The 16,292-nt window shown below is 72.0% G+C and carries 12 protein-coding genes and 1 pseudogene; 6 read left to right on the top strand and 7 right to left on the bottom strand.

Going from position 1 to position 16,292, the window contains the following annotated elements; all coding sequences use genetic code 11:
* Window positions 1-25 precede the first annotated feature (25 nt).
* On the bottom strand, window positions 26-2,119 hold the full coding sequence (locus AC5K6T_RS22420; protein ID WP_493211606.1) for a PhoX family protein: 2,094 nt from the start codon (window positions 2,117-2,119) through the stop codon (window positions 26-28).
* 258 nt (window positions 2,120-2,377) lie between these two features.
* On the opposite strand from AC5K6T_RS22420, the gene AC5K6T_RS22425 reads away from it, so the two are divergent.
* The 3 genes from AC5K6T_RS22425 (at window position 2,378) to AC5K6T_RS22435 (ending at window position 6,811) form a co-directional block, all read left to right on the top strand.
* Entirely contained in the window at window positions 2,378-4,450 is a 2,073-nt protein-coding gene (locus AC5K6T_RS22425) for a VWA domain-containing protein (protein WP_493211608.1), read from the top strand.
* Between the two features lie 182 nt (window positions 4,451-4,632).
* Window positions 4,633-6,351 (top strand): methionine--tRNA ligase, encoded by a 1,719-nt coding sequence (metG, locus tag AC5K6T_RS22430; RefSeq protein WP_493211609.1) that lies wholly within the window; start codon window positions 4,633-4,635, stop codon window positions 6,349-6,351.
* A 94-nt stretch (window positions 6,352-6,445) separates the two neighbouring features.
* The gene (locus AC5K6T_RS22435; protein ID WP_493211610.1) at window positions 6,446-6,811 is read left to right on the top strand and encodes a PH domain-containing protein; all 366 of its coding nucleotides are present in this window, start codon (window positions 6,446-6,448) and stop codon (window positions 6,809-6,811) included.
* A gap of 108 nt (window positions 6,812-6,919) precedes the next feature.
* Here the strand turns inward: AC5K6T_RS22435 and AC5K6T_RS22440 are convergent, their stop codons facing one another.
* The 4 genes from AC5K6T_RS22440 to AC5K6T_RS22455 form a co-directional block, all read right to left on the bottom strand.
* Window positions 6,920-7,132, bottom strand: coding sequence for a DUF397 domain-containing protein (locus AC5K6T_RS22440; protein ID WP_493211612.1), 213 nt, complete (start codon window positions 7,130-7,132; stop codon window positions 6,920-6,922).
* Window positions 7,133-7,261: 129 nt separating this feature from the next.
* On the bottom strand, window positions 7,262-7,474 hold the full coding sequence (locus AC5K6T_RS22445) for a DUF397 domain-containing protein (protein ID WP_493211614.1): 213 nt from the start codon (window positions 7,472-7,474) through the stop codon (window positions 7,262-7,264).
* A 129-nt stretch (window positions 7,475-7,603) separates the two neighbouring features.
* Complete coding sequence (locus tag AC5K6T_RS22450; protein ID WP_493211615.1) at window positions 7,604-7,816, bottom strand: DUF397 domain-containing protein; 213 nt, start codon at window positions 7,814-7,816, stop codon at window positions 7,604-7,606.
* Entirely contained in the window at window positions 7,804-8,685 is an 882-nt protein-coding gene (locus AC5K6T_RS22455; protein ID WP_493211617.1) for a helix-turn-helix domain-containing protein, read from the bottom strand. Before AC5K6T_RS22455 ends, AC5K6T_RS22450 begins: the two co-directional genes overlap by 13 nt.
* Window positions 8,686-8,841: 156 nt before the next feature.
* On the opposite strand from AC5K6T_RS22455, the gene AC5K6T_RS22460 reads away from it, so the two are divergent.
* Both AC5K6T_RS22460 and AC5K6T_RS22465 read left to right on the top strand, forming a co-directional pair.
* Window positions 8,842-9,387: an ATP-binding protein gene (locus AC5K6T_RS22460; protein ID WP_493211618.1), complete on the top strand. Its 546-nt coding sequence runs from the start codon at window positions 8,842-8,844 to the stop codon at window positions 9,385-9,387.
* A 148-nt stretch (window positions 9,388-9,535) separates the two neighbouring features.
* Window positions 9,536-10,414: a helix-turn-helix domain-containing protein gene (locus AC5K6T_RS22465; RefSeq protein WP_493212182.1), complete on the top strand. Its 879-nt coding sequence runs from the start codon at window positions 9,536-9,538 to the stop codon at window positions 10,412-10,414.
* A 443-nt stretch (window positions 10,415-10,857) separates the two neighbouring features.
* Here AC5K6T_RS22465 and aspS read toward each other — a convergent pair whose 3' ends face one another.
* Entirely contained in the window at window positions 10,858-12,621 is a 1,764-nt protein-coding gene (gene aspS / locus AC5K6T_RS22470) for an aspartate--tRNA ligase (protein WP_493211620.1), read from the bottom strand.
* 251 nt (window positions 12,622-12,872) lie between these two features.
* Here aspS and AC5K6T_RS22475 point away from each other — a divergent pair.
* A pseudogene (locus AC5K6T_RS22475) lies at window positions 12,873-15,038 on the top strand (SpoIIE family protein phosphatase); the annotation flags it as partial.
* Here AC5K6T_RS22475 and AC5K6T_RS22480 read toward each other — a convergent pair.
* Window positions 14,993-16,237, bottom strand: a complete 1,245-nt coding sequence (locus AC5K6T_RS22480) for an AI-2E family transporter (RefSeq protein ID WP_493211622.1) — start codon at window positions 16,235-16,237, stop codon at window positions 14,993-14,995. The pseudogene AC5K6T_RS22475 and the gene AC5K6T_RS22480 sit on opposite strands and share 46 nt — an antisense overlap.
* Window positions 16,238-16,292: the final 55 nt, after the last annotated feature.

Raw genomic sequence — 16,292 nt, forward strand, 5'->3', positions numbered from 1 at the left:
CCGGCCGCCGTCCCCGGGCCGGCGGTCACACGCCGATGTCGCAGCCGTCCTTGCGGTAGACGGCGACGACGGCCGGCCGGTTGATCCTGCCGGGTCCGTCGGGCCAGGCGCTCAGCGGCTGCTCGGCGGTCGCGCCGTCCAGCTCGCCCGGGTGCTGCACGGCCACGATCACACGGCGGTCCTGCACGATCGGGCCGCAGGTCTCGGCACCGGCCGGCACGGTCAGGAACTGCTTCAGCTCACCGCGGCGCGCACCGCGGGTGGCGACGCCGAGGAGGCCGTCGTGCGAGCCGAGCTGGTTGCCGTCCGTGGAGATCCACAGGTTGCCGTGCGGGTCGAAGGCCACGTTGTCCGGGCAGGAGATCGGGCTGACCTGGTCCTTGGGGAACCCGGCGAAGTACGTCGCCGGGTCCTCCGGGTCGCCGGCGACCAGGAACAGCTGCCAGGCGAACCTCGTCGAGTCGGCCCGGTTCCAGCGCTCGGTGAGCTCCAGGATGTGCCCGTGCTTGTTGGCCGTGCGCGGGTTGGCCTCGTCGGCGGGGGCGTTGCCGGCGGTGCCGCGGCGGCTGTTGTTGGTGAGCGCCACGTACACCTTGCCGGTGTGCGGGTTCGGCTCGATGTCCTCGGGGCGGTCCATCTTCGTCGCGCCGACCTTGTCCCCGGCCAGGCGCGTGAAGACGAACACCTCCTCGGCGGTCATGCCCTCGACGTGCGAGACCGCGCCGCGTGCGGTGGCGGTGGCCAGCGGGATCCACTCGCCGGAGCCGTCGAACTCGCCGTCGCTCGGGAGCCTGCCGGAGCCGTCGATCTCGATGGCCGGGGAGTCGCCGGTCAGCTTCGCGACGTACAGGGTGCCCTCGTCGAGCAGCGTCAGGTTGTGCTCGCGGGCGGAGCGGGACGAGCCGCGCCTCATCCTCTTCGAGCCGACGAACTTGTAGAAGTAGTCGAAGCGCTCGTCGTCACCGGAGTACACGACCGGCCGGCCGTCGTGGGTGAGGCGGACCGTGGCGCCCTCGTGCTTGAAGCGGCCCAGCGCGGTCCGCTTGCGGGGCGTGGACGTCGGGTCGTACGGGTCGAACTCGACGACGTAGCCGAAGCGGTGCGCCTCGTTGGGCTCCTGGGCGAGGTCGAAGCGCCGGTCGAAACGCTCCCACTTGCGCCCGGTGGCGCCGGTGCCGATGCCGTAGCGCTTGTCGGTGGCGCTGCTGCCGTTGGCGAAGTACTGGTTGAAGTTCTCCTCGCCGTGCAGGGTGGTGCCCCACGGCGTGGTGCCGCCCGAGCAGTTGTTCAGGGTGCCGAGGACCTTGCGGCCGGTCGGGTCGGCGGAGGTCTTCAGCAGGTCCGAACCGGCGGCCGGGCCGGTCAGGCGGAACTCGGAGGTCGCGGTGATCCGGCGGTTGAGGTGGTGCCGCGCGACCGGGACGAGCTTGCCGTCGCGGCGGTTGCCCTCGACGACGACGGCGGCCAGGCCGTGCGCCGCCCAGGCGATCTCGGCCTGCTCCCGGGTCGGGTTGTCCGAGTCGTAGCCGGCGAACATCAGGACCTCGTCGGTGTACTCGTGGTTCGCGACGAGGATCTGGCGGTTGTACTCCCCGTGCAGCGGCAGCAGGGAGAGGAAGTCGCAGTTGTACCCGAACTGTCCGGCCTGGGCGGCGGCGGTCTGGTGGTCCGGGTCGAAGGCGGGTGCGCCGCGCAGGATGGGCTCACCCCAGCGGATGACGACGTTCTGCGCGTAGCCCTCGGGGATCGTCACCTGGTCGGCGGTGTTCGGCGGGACCGGCTCGAAGCGCAGGCCCCGGGCGGCGCGGTTGTGGTGGTGGGAGTGGCCGTGACCGTGGCCATGGCCGTGACCGTGGCCGGAGCGGCTCGCGGCGGCGGCCTCCGGCGCGGACACGGTGGCGGCGGTGCCCGCGGCGGCGGCCGCGGTGACGACCGCGGCCGCACGCATCACGGAGCGGCGGCTGAGCGCGCCGGCGATGACGTCACCGACGTACTCGTTGGCGCTGGTGTTCGGCACCTCGTGGAAACAGGCGTCGCCACAGCGGAAACGGCAGGTCAGGGCGGATCGACCGCCGGGATGCGAATCGTTGGTCCGGATGATCGGCAACTGCATGCGCACTTCGTTCTCCCCTGGATTCCCCTTGGATTCAGCGTCAGGGACGCTAGGAGCATCCGTGTGCCGGAGCGGGGACGCTGCGTTAACCCGTGGTGAACGCGACACATCTGAAAGGGAGTTGAGATCGATCCGGCGTGGCGGTCGACGGCACCGGCGGACGCCTGCCCGCCCCTCCCCAAGATCCGCACACGGTCCCGCTAACCTTACGTGTCCGTCCTGGCCAGGGATCGACGGGAACAACTCACGCGAAGGGTTGCGCACATGGGCATTCTCACTCTCCTGCGGAACGCATTCGGCCGGTCACGCACCTCCCGGCCCGCAGAGCCGGAGGGTGCGCCCCAGGCGCCCGCGCAGCCGGCCGGCGACGCCACCGCCCCCGCACCGGCCGACGGGCAGGACGGCGGACAGGGCGCCGGGCAGCACTCCGGGCAGGGCTCCGCCCGGGTCCCCGAGCAGACCTCGGGCGCACCGGCCGCGGCCGCCCAGGTCCCCGAGCCCCGCACCCCAGCGTCCGGTACCGGGCCGGGGGAGCACGAGCTGGTCTCGGCGGCCTTCGACAACGTGGCCGTCCCCAAGCCGTCGGCACCGGCGGACGAGCGTCCGGCCGACGGCAGCCCGACGGCCGAGGCGGCTCCGCCCGAGGCGGGGACCGAGTCGGAGACCGGGACGGAGACCGCCTCGGCCGAGGCACCCCAGGCGCCGGACCCGGCGGTGGCCGACCCCGTGGTGGATCGGGCTGCCGAGCAGCCGGAGGCCGAGTCGACGCCCGAGGCGGAGGCGGAGTCGACGCCCGAGGCGGAGGCGGAGTCGACGCCCGAGGCGGAGGCCGAGAAGCCGCAGGTGGCCGAGGTGGAGAAGCCGGAAGCCGAGGAACGGCAGGCCGAGCCGACGGCGGCTGCGGAGACGCCCGAGGCCGTGACGGAGGAGTCCGAGCCGGTCACGGCTGCGGAGGCCGAGGCGGCGGCTGCGGAGACGCCCGAGGCGACGCCCGCGGCAGAGGCCGAGTCCACGCCCGAGGCGGAGGCCGAGAAGCCGCAGGTGGCCGAGGTGGAGAAGCCGGAAGCCGAGGAACGGCAGGCCGAGCCGACGGCGGCTGCGGAGACGCCCGAGGCGACGCCCGCGGCAGAGGCGGCGTCGACGCCCGAGGCCGTGACGGAGGAGTCCGAGCCGGTCACGGCCGAGGACCCGGTCGCTGAAGGGGCGCCGGTCGCGGCCGAGGCGCCTGTGCGGGAGGCGGCTTCCCGGGCGACGGCCGCCGCCGAGGCCGCCGAGGAGGAGCCGGCCGCCGAGGAGGAGCAGCCCGCCGCGGCCGAGCCTGAGGCCGAGGTGCCCGCCGCCTCCGGGGCGACGGCCGAGGCCGCCCCGGAGGCCACGGCCGAACCGGCGTTCGAGCCCGACATGGCGGCGCTGGCCGAGATCGTGGCCGTCGTCGAGGAGGGCACGGCCCGGCAGGAGGCCACCGGGCAGGCCGCCGGTCAGGCGCAGGCGGACCCGGCACCGGCACCGGCACCGGCACCGGCCGAGGCCGCCCCCGCGTCGGAGGACGAGACGGCCGTCGCCCCCGCCACGGCGGACGAGGCACCGGCACCGGCCGCCGCGCCGGAGCCCGCGACAGCGGACGGGACCACGGAGGAGGCCGCCCCGGCGGCCACTCCGGCGGTGGCCCCGGCCCCCGCCCCGGCCTCCGCCCCGGTCACGGTCCCGAAGACCCTCCGCACCGCCTACGACGCCGCGGCGGCGACCCTCCACGCGCACGGTCTGGGCGACGCCCGCGCCAAGGTCTACCTGATTCTCGACCGGTCGGCGTCCATGCGCGGCTACTACAAGGACGGCTCGGCACAGGCCCTCGGGGACCAGACGCTGGCCCTGGCCGCGCACCTCGACCCCGGGGCGACCGCCGTCCACGTGGTGTTCTTCTCGACCGAGGTCGACGGCACCACCGACCTGACCCTCGCCGAGCACGCGACCCGGGTCGACGACACCCACGCCGGGCTGGGACGGATGGGCCGCACCAGCTACCACGTGGCCGTGGACGCCGTACTCGCCCACCACGGGGAGAACGCGGCGCCCGGCACCCCCGCGCTGGTGGTGTTCCAGACCGACGGCGCGCCGGACGCCAAGACCCCGGCGACGCAGGCCCTCACCGGGGCGGCGAAGAGCCACCCGGAGGTGTTCTTCTCCTTCGTCGCGTTCGGTGAGCACGACAACAAGGCGTTCGACTACCTGCGGAAGCTGAAGACCGGCAACACGTCGTTCTTCCACGCGGGCCCCACGCCCCGCGAGCTCACCGACGCCGAGCTCTACACCGGCGTACTGGCGACCTGGAAGCCCTGACCGGAGGCCGACCGAGAGCCGACGGCAGGCCCACCGGAAGCCGACGGCGAACCCCGACAGAACACCTCGTTCCGGACCCGGCGGCCGCCCCCTTCCACCCCTTGAAAAGGGAAGGGGGCGGCCTGCCCGTGTCGGATACGATTTCACCGTTCGTACACCGGCCAGACCTGGGAGCAGCCGCGATGGCTCGACACCTCATCACCAGCGCCCTTCCGTACATCAACGGAATCAAGCACCTGGGCAACATGGTGGGGTCCATGCTCCCGGCGGACGTCTACTCCCGCTACCTCCGCCAGCGCGGTCACGACGTCCTCTACATCTGCGCCACGGACGAGCACGGCACGCCCGCCGAGCTGGCCGCCAAGGAGCAGGGACTGCCGGTCGACGCGTTCTGCGCGCAGGCGCACGACGCCCAGAAGGCGATCTACGACGGCTTCGCACTCGCGTTCGACTACTTCGGGCGCAGCTCCAGCCCGGAGAACGTGGAGATCACCCAGCACTTCGCCCGCCGGCTGCACGAGAACGGGTTCATCGAGGAGCGGGCGATCCGCCAGGTGTACTCCCCGGCCGACGGCCGCTTCCTGCCCGACCGCTACGTGGAGGGCACCTGCCCGCACTGCGGCTACGACAAGGCCCGCGGCGACCAGTGCGAGAACTGCACCCGTGTGCTGGACCCCACCGACCTGATCGACCCGCGCTCGGCCATCTCCGGCTCCACGGACCTGGAGGTGCGCGAGACCAAGCACCTCTTCCTGCTCCAGTCCCGGCTGCAGCACGAGGTCGAGGCCTGGGTCTCCCGCCACGAGGGCGACTGGCCGCACCTGGCCTCCTCCATCGCCCGCAAGTGGCTGACCGAGGGCCTGCACGACCGCGCCATCACCCGCGACCTCGACTGGGGCGTGCCCGTCCCGGCCGACACCTGGCCGGAGCTGGCGGCCGAGGGCAAGGTCTTCTACGTGTGGTTCGACGCCCCGATCGAGTACCTGGGCGCGACGAAGGAGTGGTCCGACCAGGACCCGGAGAACCGCGACTGGAAGTCGTGGTGGTACGACGTCGACACCGACGTCCGCTACACGCAGTTCATGGCGAAGGACAACGTCCCGTTCCACACCGTGATGTTCCCGGCGACGGAACTGGGCGTGCGCGAGCCGTGGAAGAAGGTCGACTACGTCAAGGCCTTCAACTGGCTGACGTACTACGGCGGCAAGTTCTCCACCTCGCAGAAGCGGGGCGTCTTCACCGACCAGGCGCTGGAGATCCTCCCGGCGGACTACTGGCGCTACTTCCTCATCGCCAACGCGCCCGAGTCCGACGACTCCTCCTTCACCTGGGAGCACTTCACGGCCACGGTCAACAAGGACCTCGCCGACACCCTCGGCAACTTCGTCAACCGGGTGCTCTCCTTCTCCCGCAAGCGCTTCGGCGACGACGTACCTCAGGGCGGCACGCCCGGTGAGGCCGAGGCGCGCCTCGGCGAGGAGATCGCCCGGCTGCTCACCGAGTACGAGGAGCAGATGGAGGCCCTGCAGTTCCGCAAGGCGGCCTCCGCGCTGCGCGCCCTGTGGTCGGCCGGGAACTCCTACCTGGAGGAGAAGGCCCCCTGGCTGGAGATCAAGACCGACAAGGACGGGGCGGCCCTGACCCTGCGTACCGCGATGAACCTGATCCACCTGTACGCGGTGGTCTCCGAGCCGTTCATCCCGGCGAGCTCGGCCGCCATGCGCCGGGCCTTCGCCCTCGCCGACGACACCGCCACCTGGGTCTCCGCCGACGAGGCGAGGTCCCTGACCTCCGTCCCGGCCGGCACGCCGTTCACCGTGCCGCCGGTGCTCTTCGCGAAGCTGACGGACGAGGACCTGGCCGCGTACAAGGAGCGCTTCGGCGGCGAAACAGCCGCGTAACAGCCCTTCTCGGATCCCCCGCCCAGCCGGTATACCTGGCCGTGATCATGCGGCAGACACGCTCGCACGACATCCGAGTGGGGGGTTCCTTTCCATGGCTCTTTTCGGCAACGCGCACCCGATCGACCCGGCGCAGGCCGCACAGGACTACGCCCGGCTGCTCGGCCAGGGCGAGCAGGTGCACGCCGCCTACCTGCTGATCCGCGACACCATCCTGCTCACCGACCGCCGCCTGATCCTGATCGACAAGCAGGGCATCACCGGCAAGAAGACCGAGTACCACTCCATCCCCTACCGCAGCATCACCCACTTCGCGGTGGAGACGGCCGGCACCTTCGACCTGGACGCCGAGCTGAAGATCTGGGTCTCCGGCGCCCAGATGCCGATCACCAAGACCTTCACCAAGGGCGTCGACATCTACGAGGTCCAGGCCATCCTCACCCAGTACGTGGCCCGGTGACGGAAGCCGGCTACGACAGGCTCCCTCCCGGGCCCGACACCCTGCGCTGAGGCGCTACGGCAACACCCCGCGCCTGCGGACAACCAGGCGCGGGGCACGCCCGGGGCGTCAGCCCCCCGACGCATACGCCACGAACTCCGCCCACGCTCCCGAAGCCAGCACCAGACGGGGACCAGCCTCGCGGTACTTGGAGTCGCGGACGTGGACGGTGCCCAGGGCGGCCGCGATCTCGACGCAGGAGTCGCCGTTGGTGCCGTCGCTGTAGCTGCTCTTGAACCACGCCCGTTCGGAGGCGTCCCCGGCGGAGGCCTTGCGGATCATGTCTCTCCCAGCAATTGCTCGATACTCGACCACGGCAGGACCTTCCTGAGCCCGCCGGACACCCTGTTCCGAGGCGTACCAGAACGCCCCGCGCCCTACGACAACCCGGCCCGGGGCGCGCCCGCGGCGTCAGCCCCCCGACGCATACGCCACGAACTCCGCCCAGGCTCCCGAAGCCAGCACCAGACGGGGACCAGCCTCGCGGTACTTGGAGTCACGGACGTGGATGATGCCGGGGGTAGTGGCCACCTCGACGCAGGAGTCGCCCTCATTGCCATCGCTGTAGCTGCTCTTGAACCACACCCGTTCGGAGGCGTCTCCGGTGGCGATCACGCGGATCATGTCTCTCCCAGCAATTGCTCGATACTCGACCACGGCAGGACCTTCCTGAGCCCGCCGGACACCCTGTTCCGAGGCGTACCAGAACGCCCCGCGCCCTACGACAACCCGGCCCGGGGCGCGCCCGGGGCGTCAGCCCCCCGACGCATACGCCACGAACTCCGCCCAGGCTCCCGAAGCCAGCACCAGACGGGGACCAGCCTCGCGGTACTTGGAGTCGCGGACGTGGACGGTGCCGAGGGCGGCCGCGATCTCGACGCAGGAGTCGCCCTCGGGGCCGTCGCTGTAACTGCTCTTGAACCAGGCCAGTTCGGAGTCGTCCCCGGTGGCGATCACGCGGAACATGTCTCTCCCAGCAGTTGTTCGACGAAGGCCAGCGACTCCCTTGGGGTGAGAGCCTGTGCCCGAATGGTGCTGTATCGCAGCTCAAGGAGGCGAAGCTGTTTCGGGTCAGAGGTCGGACGGCCGTTGTATGCACCGTCGGAGCGCCCAGTCGCCGTGCCGTCCTCGAACTTCAGCACCTCGATCTTGCCACTCAGCCCAGGATGCGCCCCAGAGTCCGTCGGCATCACCTGGAGGGTTACGTTGCGCAACTGGGCGACTTCGAGCAGGTGCGCGAGTTGCTGACGCCACACCATTGTGCCTCCCACCTGTCGGCGTAGCGTCACCTCTTCCTGGACGAAACTGAGCGCTGGCCGTGGGGAGCGCTCGAAGATCGACTTTCGCCCCATCCGAGCGGCCACCAGTCGCTCCAGCTCCGGTTCCGAGTAGAAGGACTGGGATACCTCGAACAAGGCTCGCGCATGCTCCGGGGTCTGCAACAGGCCATGGATGCTGAGCCCGACGTACACTCCGATCTCGCACGCCTTCGCCTCCAAGTCCGCCAGATCGCGCACCTTCTTCGGATACCGGACCTTCTCCACGTCCTCCTTCATCGCGGAGATCAGGCCACCCGCCCCCAACACCTCGTCGGCCTTGTCCAGATACTCCGGCCGGGGAATCCGCTTTCCGCCCTCGATCTTGTAGACGAGGTCCTCGCCGTACCCCACCGCGTCGCCGAACTCGGCGGCCCGCATCCCCGCCGCCTCCCGCCGCAGCTTCAACTGCCGTCCCACGGTGGCGACCACGGCCACGCCCCACTCGTCGTCCGGATCCACCTCCCAGCCCGGCTCGTCCGCCTCGGTCCTGAGCCGTACCTCACCGTCCACCGACATGCGCACCCCTTCGCCGAACCACCGCGTACCGCGGCGCCCTTACCCGCGCGCACCGGCCCGACAGGCCCGGACACCACCGGACAAGACCCGGACAGTCACCGTACGCAACGGAGTCGTCACTACTCACGCTAAGCGCATCCGGCCACGCTGAGTGACGTGATTCCAGAAACGCCCCAACCCGACAGCCACATCCGCAACTTCAGCGTCCTGCTGTCGCCCACACCGCGCGGCGCCCGTCTCGCCCGGCTGCTCGCCACCCGGCAACTGACCGCCTGGGGACTCCCGTCGGACCCGGCCGCGCACATCGTCGCCGAGCTGGCGAACAACGCGGCCACCCACGGCAGGGTCCCCGGCCGGAGCTTCCGGCTCCTGCTGTACGTCGTCGGCGCGACGCTGCGCATCGAGGTCAGCGACACCCGCGGGAGCCGTCTGCCGGACCCGCGAAAGGCCGCCTCGGACGACGAGTCCGGCCGCGGCCTGCTGCTCGTCGACGCCCTCGCCGACCGTTGGGGAGTCGCTCAGGGGCTGCACCCTCGCAAGACTGTCTGGGCCGAACTCACCCTCCCGGCAGCGGAGTCACCGGAGCCCGATCCCTCGCACTCCGGTCCGGCCTGCGCTCCCTGTGAAGTACCCACTGGGGACAAAGAACCCCGCCAAGCCCCACCCCTCCCTCCCGCCGGGCAAACTCACTCCCGCGAGTGAATATGCCCAACCGGGCTGGATTCGGGCCCGGTTGCCTGCCTTACGCTCACCGCAGCAGCACATCGACCACGCCGGACATGCGACGGCCCCCGCCGGGAGTAGCGATCCCTGCGAGGGCCTGACCACCGAGGAAGAAAGCCGCTTCCCGATGGACAACCAGAACCCTAGCGCGCCCCCGCACACCCAGTCCCGTATCTCGGGCAAAAACCACCCCCACGCGCGGTCCGCATCCGGCGTCGTCCACGACAACGCCCGCCACACCGAGAACTTCACGGTGATCGGCAACCACCTCGCCCAGCACCAGGAGCTGTCCCTCCTCGCCATCGGGCTGGCGACCTACATCCAGTCGGTGCGTCCGGGCACCGCCGTCGACATCAAGACCCTCGCGGGCCGCTTCCCCGAAGGTCCCACCCGTATCGCCGCCGCCCTGCGCGAGCTGGAGACCCACGGCTACCTCCGCCGCGACCGGGAGCGCACGCGCACCGGCCGGATCGTCACCCGCACGGTCTCCTGCAACCGGCCCGGGCACCGGTCCGCCCCGGCCGCCCCCTCCGGCGGGCCCACCCGGCGCGCGGCACCGGGCGCACCGGACCGGCCACCGCCCCGCAAGCGCCTCCCCGACGTGCCGAAACCGTCGTACACCTCCCCCGAGCTCCTGCGGAAGGCCCTCGACGTCCTCTCCGGCCTCCGCCGGCTCGACCCCCGCCTGCTCCTGTCAGCCACCGACGCCGAGCACCTCGCCCCCGGAGTCGTCTCCTGGCTGGAACGCGAGGTCAGCCCGACCGCCGTGCGCCACGCCCTCGCCGACGGCCTCCCGAGGGAACCCCTGATCCGCCCGGCCGCCTTCCTGGCCCACCGCCTCACCGCCCAGCTCCCGCCCCTGCCGCCGCTCCGTCCCCCGGCCCCGCCCGCTCCCGGGCCCCGGCCCCCGCGTCAGACCTGCGACGGCTGCGACCGTCCCTTCCGCACCCCGTCGGCTTCCGGCCGGTGCCGCGACTGCCGACCCGATCCCCCGGACGACGCCTAGCATGAGAACGACGATCCTCGGGGACGCGTCTCCCCTTCGAGCGTGGCAGGACCTGTGTGAAGCGGCTCCGGGAAGCCAGGGCCGCGATCAGGAGATCAACGTCCCCGGCCGTATCACCGAACTCCGCGAAGGCGGCATGGCTGCAGGTCTCAGGAAACGGCCGTGTTCGGTGCGCTCAAGCCTCTCGACGGTGATGTGAGGATGCTCGGGCGGTGTGTGGTCGGCGTCCCGCACCGTCAGTTCCGTCGGCCAGGAAGTGCTCGGGTACAGGCCGACAACGCCCGTTGAACCGGATGCGGTGACGACGTGGGGCTGACGCTGTCGGCGGTGGAAGAAGCGGCGACACGTCCCCCGGTCAGGATCATGTGCGGGGGCACGGGACCGGCCCGGGAAGCGCGGAGGCGCCCCGGACCCGAGGTCCGGGGCGCCTCCGCGCGGTCGGCCTACTTCGGCTGCGGCACCCGCACCGAGAGGTGCAGTTCCTTCAGCCGGGCCTCCTCCAGCTCGGTGGGCGCGCCCATCATCAGGTCCTGGGCGTTGCCGTTGAGCGGGAAGGCGATGGTCTCGCGGATGTTCGGCTCGTCGGCGAGCAGCATCACGATGCGGTCGACACCGGGGGCGATGCCGCCGTGCGGCGGGGCGCCGAAGCGGAACGCGCGCAGCATGCCCGCGAACTTCTCCTCGACGGTGTCGCGGTCGTAGCCGGCGATCTCGAAGGCCTTGAGCATGATCTCCGGCTCGTGGTTCCGGATCGCGCCCGAGGACAGCTCGACGCCGTTGCAGACGATGTCGTACTGCCAGCCCAGGATGTCCAGCGGGTCCTGGGTCTCCAGGGCCTCCAGGCCGCCCTGCGGCATGGAGAACGGGTTGTGCGAGAAGTCGATCGCGCCCGTGTCCTCGTCCTTCTCGTACATCGGGAAGTCGACGATCCAGCAGAAGCGGAAGACGTTCTCCTCGAAGTGGCCGGCACGCTTGGCGGCCTCGACACGGACCGCGCCCATGATCTTGGAGACCTCGTCGACGTCGCCGGCGCCGAAGAACACCGCGTGCCCGGCCTCCAGGCCGAGGCGCTCGGTGAGGACCTTGACGTTCTCCTCGGTGAGGAACTTGGCGATCGGGCCGGACAGCGCGCCGTCCTCGCCGACGCGGACCCAGGCCAGGCCCTTGGCGCCCTGCGCGACCGCGTAGTCGCCGAGCTGGTCGAAGAACTTGCGCGGCTGGTCCTGGACGGCCGGCACGGGCAGGGCCCGCACGTGCTTGCCCGCGAACGCCTTGAACTCGCTCGCCTCGAACACGTCGGTGATGTCGACGAGCTCCAGCTGCGCCCGCAGGTCGGGCTTGTCCGAGCCGTACTTCAGCATCGCCTCGCGGAACGGGATCCGCGGGAACGGCGAGGTGACGTGGCGGCCGCCGCCGAACTCCTCGAAGAGCTCGGTCATCAGCTGCTCGATCGGCCGGAAGACGTCCTCCTGCTCGACGAAGCTCATCTCCACGTCGAGCTGGTAGAACTCGCCCGGCGAGCGGTCGGCGCGGGCGTCCTCGTCGCGGAAGCAGGGCGCGATCTGGAAGTAGCGGTCGAAGCCGGAGATCATCAGCAGCTGCTTGAACTGCTGCGGGGCCTGCGGGAGGGCGTAGAACCGGCCCGGGTTCAGGCGGGAGGGCACCACGAAGTCGCGGGCGCCCTCGGGGGAGGTGGCGGACAGGATCGGCGTCGCCATCTCGTTGAAGCCCAGCGCCGTCATCTTGTGGCGGATCGCGGAGATCACCGCCGTACGCAGCATGATGTTGCGGTGCATGCGCTCGCGTCGCAGGTCGAGGAAGCGGTACTCCAGGCGCCGCTCCTCGTTGACGCCGTCCTCGGCGTTGATCGTGAAGGGCAGCGGGGCGGCCGCGCCGAGCAGCTCGACCTCGCCGACCTCGACCTCGACCTCACCCGTGGGCAGCTCGGGGTTGACGTTCTCGGCGCCGCGGGAGACCACCTTGCCGTCGACGCGGACGGTCGACTCCTTGGAGAGGGAGTCCAGGGCCTCGTAGGCCGCCGTACCGGGCCGGGCGACGAGCTGCGTGATGCCGTAGTGGTCCCGCAGATCGATGAAGAGGATGCCGCCCAGGTCGCGCCGATTGTGCAGCCAGCCGCTCAGCCGGACGTCGGTGCCGACGTCAGAGGCGCGGAGCTCGCCGCAGGTGTGGGACCTGTACCGATGCATCGTCGTTCATCCAGCCTTCGCGGATCGGGGGCACGTATACCGGGAGCACGTTTCACGTGAAACAACCCCAGGGTACCGGGCACGCGGAGATCGGCTTCCCTCCTTTACGGGCCTCCGATCCGGGCCCCCTTTCCGGACCCCGTGGCGGGTGCCCGGATGGGAGGCCCGCCCGCCGGCCGCGGAAGGTCCGCCGCATCCGTCCGCACCCCCTTCGGTGGCAGGAAGCGAACACTCTTTCTTAAAGTGGGGCAATGCGCACTGGTGAGCCCCTGCCTGCCGTGGAGCAGGTTCTCGCCGCTCTCGCGACCGGCCTGTGGCACTGGGACACGTCGACCGGCCTGGTCAGAGTGGATGCGGAGGCCGCCCGGCTGCTCGGGCTGCCCGCCGAGGAGGCGACCCTCACCGAGCCCCAGGTCCGGTCCCGGCTGCACCCCGTGGACTGGAACGAGATCACCGGGATCGTCCAGCTCGCGGTCTCCGAGGGCACCCTCGCCGAGGTCCGGATCCGGATCATGGACGAGCAGGGCCGGACCGTCCGGGTCGTCCGCAGCCGCTCCAAGCCGACCTACGACCCCGCCAGGAACTCCTACGAACTGATCGGCACCCTCCAGGAGGTCACCGAGCCCGCACCGGGTACCTCGGCGAACCGCTCCACCGTGACCGGCGACTGGCGGCGCTCCCGGGAGGCGTTCCTGCTGGACGCGGGCCGGGCCCTGGCCGAGGCACGCTCCACGGCGGAGGTGCTGCGGGTGGCGGCGGGGCTGTCGATGCCCGGGTTCTCCCCGGACGGGCTGGCGGTGTTCGGGGTGTCGGGCGACCGGCTCACGGTCATCGGCCACCACGGACAGCGGCCCGGCGACGAGGGCCCCTTCGCGCACATGTCCCTGGACACCGCCTATCCGGCCGCCGACGTGGTGCGCACCGGCCGGGCCGTCTATCTGGCCTCCCCGGAGGACTACGGCCGCCGCTACCCGCTGACCTGGCCGCTGGCCCAGCAGTTCGGCCGCGAGTCGTGGGCGTTCCTGCCGCTGACCGTCGCCGGGCGCACGATCGGCGCCTGGATGGCCGCCTTCACCTGCCCGGTGGCGTTCACCCCGGACGAGCGGTCGGTCCTGACGACCGTGGCCCGCATGCTGGCCCAGGCGCTGTCACGGGCCGGGGCGGCGGAGTCCGAGCGGGAGCTGACCGACGGACTCCAGCGTTCCATGCTGCCCACGCTGGGCCCCGAGATCCCCGGCCTGTCCGTGGCGGCCCGCTACATCCCGACCGGCGGCGGCCTCCAGGTCGGCGGCGACTGGTACGACCTGATCCCGCTGCCCGGCGGCGACCCCTCCGCCGGCGGCCGGATCGCCCTGGTCATCGGCGACGTACAGGGGCACGACGTACGGGCCGCCGGCCTGATGGGCCAGCTGCGGACGGCGCTGCGTGCCTACGCGGCGGAGGGACACCGCCCCGACGCCGTCCTCTCCCGCGCCTCCCGCTTCCTCCACGGCATCACCCACTCCGGCGACGACCGCACCGACCTGCGCTTCGCGACCTGCCTGTACGTCGAGGTCGACCCGGTCCGCGGGGTGGTGGAGGCGGCCCGCGCAGGCCACCTGGACCCGGTGATCCGGATGCCGGACGGCACGGTGCTGATGCGCTCCACCGCGGGCGGACTGCCGCTGGGCATCGACCCGGACACCGACTACCCCACCACCCGGCTCACCCTGGAACCGGGCGAGATCATGATGATCTGCACCGACGGCCTGTTCGAGACCGGCGGGCACGACCTGGACACCGGCTGGACCCGCGTCCGACGCATCCTGGAACAGCACGGCGGCGATCTGGAGAAACTCGCCGACGACCTGGTGCAGGCCGTGCACGGGCCGTCCTCGCACCACACCCCGGGTCCGCTGGCCGACCGGCGCCAGGACGACATCGCCTTCCTGCTGCTGTGCCGGCCCGGCGAAGGCTGCGGCTGCGGGACGGGGCCCGCCGGCACGGCCGCAGCGCCGTCGGTCCGGCGCACCATGCTGACCGTGGCGCAGGCCGAGCCCGAGCGGATCGCGGCCGCCCGGCAGCACCTGCGGGAGCTGCTGCACGACTGGGCCTCCCCCGACCAGCTCGACTCCGCCGTCCTGCTGGTGTCGGAGATGCTCACCAACGTCCTGGTCCACACCGACGCCGACGCGCTCCTGGTCGCCGAGGTCGACGGGCACGGCCCGCGCCGCCTGCGGGTGGAGGTCTCCGACACCAGCGACGACCTCCCGCACAAGCGCCACCCCGGCGAGCTGGCCTCCTCCGGGCGCGGCCTGGTACTGATCGGGCTGCTCGCCGACGCGTGGGGGGTCGAGCCGCGCGGCGAGGGCAAGAGCATCTGGTTCGACCTCTACGAAGACGGCGCGGACGGCGCGGACGGCGGAGGAGGCCCGGACGGAGGCGGCCCGGACGGAGGAGGCCCGGACGGAGGCGGCGGCGCAGGCGGCCCGGACGGCGGACCCGGTGCGTACGGCGGCCCCGCCGGGTCCGGGGGCGACGGACCGCCCGGCCCGGGGGGCGGAGGCCCGGCCGCTTCCGCGGACGGCGGCCCGGCGGCCCCGTAGCGGGACCGCAGTTCGTGCAGCACCCCGAAGGCCGCCGCGGTCAGCGGCACGGCGAGCAGCATGCCGAGGATGCCCGCGACGGAGGCGCCCGCGGTGATGGTGAGCATGACGACCGCGGGGTGCATCTGCACGGTCCGGCTCTGGATCACCGGCTGGAGCACATGCCCCTCCAGCACCTGCACGGCCAGCACCACCCCGAGCGCCCACAGCGCGATCACGAACCCCCGGTCGGCGAGCGCCACCAGCACGGCCACCGCGCCGGAGATGAACGCGCCGAGGTACGGGATGTAGGCGCCGACCAGCACCAGCGCCCCGAGCCCGAGCGCGCCCGGCACCTGGAGCACGAGCAGCCCGGCGGTGATGCACACCGAGTCGATGACGGCGATGAACGTGGTCCCGCGCATGAACCCCTCGACGGCCCGGAAGGCCCGCCGCGCGATGGCCTCCAGCACCTCCGCGCCGCCCTGCGGGGCGAGGGAGCGCAACGTGTGGGCGGCCTTGTGGGAGTCGCGCAGGAAGAAGAAGACCAGCAGCAGCGCCAGCACGGCCATGGCGATGCTCTCGCCGACCACGCTGACCCCGCTGATCAGCCCGGACGCGGCGGTGCTGCCGAACCGGGACAGCAGGGTGCGGGCGTTGGCCGCGAGGTCGCCGAGGGAGGTGCCGGCCGCCCCGAAGTGCCGGGCGACCGACCGGGCCGCCTCCCTGAGGGAGGCGACGATCTGATCACCGGTCTCGATGAGCGCGGCGACGACGATGTACACCGCGCCGCCCACGACGGCGACCACGGCGACACAGGTCAGCGCGGCGGCCAGCGACCGGTGCACGTGCGCGCTGACCAGCCGCCGGTGCAGCGGCCGCAGCAGCGCGGTACCGAGCAGCGCGAGCAGCACCGGCACCACCGCCGTACGGAACTCCACGCACAGCTGCACCCCGACCCAGCCGACCCCCGCGACGAGCAGCGCCAGCAGACACCAGGCGCCGACCCGGCGGGCCGGACGGGGGAGGAGGGCTGCGGAGTCGTCCTGCACCCGTCCAGCGGACCACGCCCCGGCCGGGCTGTCCTGCGCGGACGGCCCGCCCGGG

The sequence above is a fragment of the Streptomyces sp. B8-7 genome (assembly GCF_058833805.1).